The organism is Trichocoleus sp. FACHB-262 (genome assembly GCF_014696035.1).
Classification (GTDB): domain Bacteria; phylum Cyanobacteriota; class Cyanobacteriia; order FACHB-46; family FACHB-46; genus Trichocoleus.
Window position 1 is genome coordinate 1 of record NZ_JACJPK010000053.1, and the last position, 4,069, is coordinate 4,069.

General features: G+C 49.1%; 4 protein-coding genes. All 4 read left to right on the plus strand.

The features are described 5' to 3' along the window. Positions 1–583: sigma-70 family RNA polymerase sigma factor (locus H6F68_RS10600; protein ID WP_313930080.1), on the plus strand; the 583-nt coding region annotated here is incomplete at its 5' end. 13 nt (positions 584–596) lie between these two features. After that, positions 597–1,346 (plus strand): anti-sigma factor domain-containing protein, encoded by a 750-nt coding sequence (locus H6F68_RS10605; protein WP_242065450.1) that lies wholly within the window; start codon positions 597–599, stop codon positions 1,344–1,346. Positions 1,347–1,743: 397 nt separating this feature from the next. Then, on the plus strand, positions 1,744–2,628 hold the full coding sequence (locus tag H6F68_RS10610; RefSeq protein ID WP_190558837.1) for a DUF4394 domain-containing protein: 885 nt from the start codon (positions 1,744–1,746) through the stop codon (positions 2,626–2,628). A 506-nt stretch (positions 2,629–3,134) separates the two neighbouring features. After that, positions 3,135–3,701 carry a site-specific integrase gene (locus H6F68_RS10615; RefSeq protein WP_190558838.1) on the plus strand — a complete coding sequence of 189 codons (567 nt, stop codon included), beginning with the start codon at positions 3,135–3,137 and terminating at the stop codon, positions 3,699–3,701. Positions 3,702–4,069 lie beyond the last annotated feature (368 nt).

Sequence of the window (4,069 nt, forward strand, 5' to 3'; positions counted from 1 at the left end):
TGAGCCATCTACCAATCAAGCCTCTCCGGCGTCAAATCAGACGGATGCAGAATTGATTGTGGCCTTGAGCAAGGGCCAGACTGCGGCGCTCGGGGTTCTCTACGATCGCCACGCTGGGTTAGTCTACGGCCTCGCCTTGAGTGCTCTGGGCAATGCTCAAGAAGCAGAAGACTTGACCCAAGATATCTTTCTGACCCTCGCCAAAGGAACTGTGTACGACCCGAATCGAGGATCTCTCCGCACCTTTCTCGCCATCTTGACGCGATCGCGAGCCCGAGACCGATTGCGATCGCGTCACAGTACTCGTCAGACGCTACAGCGATGGAAGTTGGGTGGACAAGCTGAGACCGTCTCGAATGCTCCGTTTGAGCACGTCTTTCAACATGAGCAATCCCAAGAAGTCAGTACCGCCCTGGCTCAATTATCAGACAGTGAGCAGCAAATTCTAAGAATGGCTTATTACGATGGTCTTAGTCAGGCAGAAATTGCCAAACAACTGGAAATCCCCCTGGGGACGGTGAAAGCTAGAGCCAGAAGAGGTCTGCTCAAACTGCGCCAAACCCTCACAAGTTTTACGAGATAGTACAGTGATGGCTATGTCAATGCCTTCGGAAGAGTTACAGCTACTCATTGCAGGTTATGTTCTGGGTGACCTCAACCCAGAGGAGGCAGCAGAATTTGAGCGCCTATTGCGGCAAGACCCCGCGATCGCCCAAGAAGTGGCCCAAATGCAAAATGCTTTAGAGGCGTCCTACGCTCCACCGGAGGTAACGCCTCCAGGTCATTTGCGCTCAGTGATTCTAGAAAAGGCTCAGGTTGCGGGTGCTGAAATGGGTGGACAACCTACTTCTAGACCTCGCAGAATACTGTCGTGGCGCAATGGTTTGGAGGTTGCGGCAGCAGTCCTGATTGTTGCCTTAGGAATCAATAACTACCGTTTATCGCAAGCGTTACAAACGAGCCAAGCGGAAATGCAACGTTATGCAGCACTGACTTATGTTCTAGATGCTACGAAGAGCGATAGTCAGGCTGCCGCGACGGTAGTCGTTAATCCCAATACTCTAGAAGCAACCATCACAGTCCAGAACTTACCCCCACTACCACCCGGTAAAGTCTATGCCTTGTGGACTGTTTTAACGCCAAACGCCCCCTTCACGACAGATCAGAAGCAGGCAATCTTGACAGAAACTTTCCAAGTTGATGAACGCGGCAACCTAGCTCAAACGAGCTCAGTTTCCAAAGTCTACCGGTCCAAAGAACTAGTGACGAAGATCGCAGTCACCGTTGAGGATGGCAATGCTCCTCAGAAACATACTGGAGCACCCATCATGATCACAGGTTTGTGAGTGTGAAACATCCTTTCAGTTTTTACGACATAGCCAGATTCTCGACCTAAGCGATTTGAAGATTTGCTTGGAACCTCTAGCAGCGATGTGGGATTCACGGGGGAATTCCTGACTCTGCATTAGCTGCTTCACAAATTTTTTATGCATGCTATTTGAGAAAAAGTCCCTGGCAGCATGGCTCTAGCGTCGTTTGAGCCAAATGTCTGGTTTATCTGCCAACCAATTTCTATGAAGTTTGGATGAAGCGTACGTAGAAACATCATCCGTTTATCTGCGGCCAACGTACTACCACCGCATCGATGCTTGCTGCTATTTCAGAACGGGTATTTCACTGCTCGGCAAAGCGACTGAATAACAATTTGTAGAACCCATATCATCCACCAGAAAGGATCTTCTAATGAAACTTCAGACAATCAGCACTTTGGTCGTAGCCTTAGCAACCGCTAACGCTGTAAATTTATCCATCTCTGCCACTCCTGCGGCTGCTTTTCAACTAACAGGTTTGACCGCGAACAACCAGCTACTGCTGTTTGACTCGGCGACTCCTCGTGCCACGAAAAATGTGCAAGTGACAGGAGTTGAAGGGACGTTGTTGGGGATCGATCGCCGCCCCCTCAACAATCTGATTTACGGTCTGACGAACACCAATAATATCTACACGATCAACCCACTCACGGGTGCGGCAACGTTTGTCAGTACGCTGTCAACTGCTTTCACAGGTAGCTTTACATCTGGGGTGGATTTCAACCCGGTTCCCGATCGGCTGCGAGTTGTTGGCGCCAACGGTCAGAACTTGCGCATTAACGTAGACACAGGGGCTGTGATTGTTGATGGAGCAATCAATCCTGGTGATCCTGACATCACGGCTGTTGCCTATACCAACGCAGACAATGATCCAGCAACCGGAACCACACTCTATGACATTGATGCAACGCTAGCTCAGTTATTCATTCAGAATCCGCCTAATAACGGTACCCTAGCGCCAGTTGGTTCCCTGGGTGTTGGAGCGATCGCTCCAGTGGGAGGATTTGACATCTTGACTATTAACGGAGCGAACACTGGTTTCGCTGCATTAACAGTTAGCAATCGCACCAAGTTGTTTACGATTGACTTAAGTTCTGGAGCCGCAACGGAAGTGGGGAGGATCGGCAATGGTAGAACGCCTTTAGTCGGGCTAACTGCCTCTGCAGCAGCTGTGCCTGAACCCACAACAATGGCAGGATTAGCGCTAGTTGGAGCAGGCTTGATCTCTACTCGCCGCAAACTGAAGAAAACGATGTAGTCATCTATTCATCTTGTCAAGCTCAGGGGAGTGTTGTTCGGTGTAACACTCTGACAACACTCCTCAAAACATTGTGGTGTGGTATTCAGTACAGGATCACCATTTTGATCTGTGACTATGAGACCTAATCAGATCCGAAGCAAAGAAGCTAAATGAGCTCTGCAAAGGTTGGGTAAGCTCTGGGTAACCGCATCAATAGACTGATAGCTGAGGCGTGATCTCTGTTTCGATAGCCTTGGCTACCTTAAAAGAATTGTTGGCAACAATACCTCGATCTTGTCCAAGTATTTCTAGCCAAAGCCTAGACAACATTAACAAGACTAGCAAATTAAGTAAAACTTATCAGTCAACGACAGAATCAAGGTTTCAGCCATTTTGAGAGAGCAGCGATCGACAAGCTGGGATTAACTGCTTCGCTCGGTTTGGATGTAACAACGACGTATCAATGCTTTGCGCTTGTTACCCGAAGAAAGTAGAAAACTTCGGGTAATTGTTGAGGCCACTCGATGAAGGTAGATGGGCACGGTCAAGCCAAAGTTTTAACTTCCCACGAAATTGCAAAATTGTTTGAAGCGTTTGAAGGCGATCGCGATCGGGCTTTATTCGGCATCTGCCTTTATACCGGATGTCGCATTAGTGAAGCCTGCTCGATGCTGACGACAGATGCTTATGACACAGCGGGGGTCAGAATGAAGATGACCCTGCGTAAGGCCAACACGAAGGGAAAGCAAGAAACGCGGCAGATTCCAGTCAATTCGGTTCTAAAGGGATACCTGGAAGCGTACCGCGCCGGGGCAGGCAAGCAATATCTGTTTCCTGGACGGCATGGGCGCAGGCACATCAACCCTAAATCAGCCGATGAGATTCTCAGGCAGACGTGCGATCGCTTGCGGCTGGAAGGAGTTAGCACTCATAGTTTTAGGCGAACCGCTCTAACTCAGATGAGTAGTGCCGGGATACCCCTGCGGGTGATCCAGGAGATATCTGGGCATCTCAGCTTGCAAGCACTTCAACGATATCTAGAGGTATCGGAGCTGCAACTGGAGGGGGCGATCGCTTCTTTGAACTTTTGAAGTATTGGCGCTTAGTGAATCAGTCGATTTCTTGGACTGGATCTAATAATTTTCGATGTTGTAGTTCCATGCCAGCACCCTGAATTCCGTCTAATCCCATTTTTTGGAGATTAAGCAGAATGAAAGGCGAAAACAGAGGGAAGAAACGCTGAAGAACTCGGGCTAATTCCCAAAATCAGGCGTATTATACAGAAAACTTTTCGGGCTAATGTCCGACTTGAAGGATTAAGCGGAATTGATTCGGGCTAATCACCTCTATAGGGCATTGAGTTAAACTCAGCGGAGCAGTCACCCACTCCGCTGGTCTGCAAAACCGTGCATGAGACTTGTCGCCTCACACGGCTCCTCAACAACTGGGTGCTTGTCAT

Coding starts and splice junctions, on each gene's coding strand:
- H6F68_RS10605 (WP_242065450.1), top strand. CDS start 597: ATGTCAATGCCTTCGGAAGAGTTACAGCTACTCATTGCAGGTTATGTT.
- H6F68_RS10610 (WP_190558837.1), top strand. CDS start 1,744: ATGAAACTTCAGACAATCAGCACTTTGGTCGTAGCCTTAGCAACCGCT.
- H6F68_RS10615 (WP_190558838.1), top strand. CDS start 3,135: ATGAAGGTAGATGGGCACGGTCAAGCCAAAGTTTTAACTTCCCACGAA.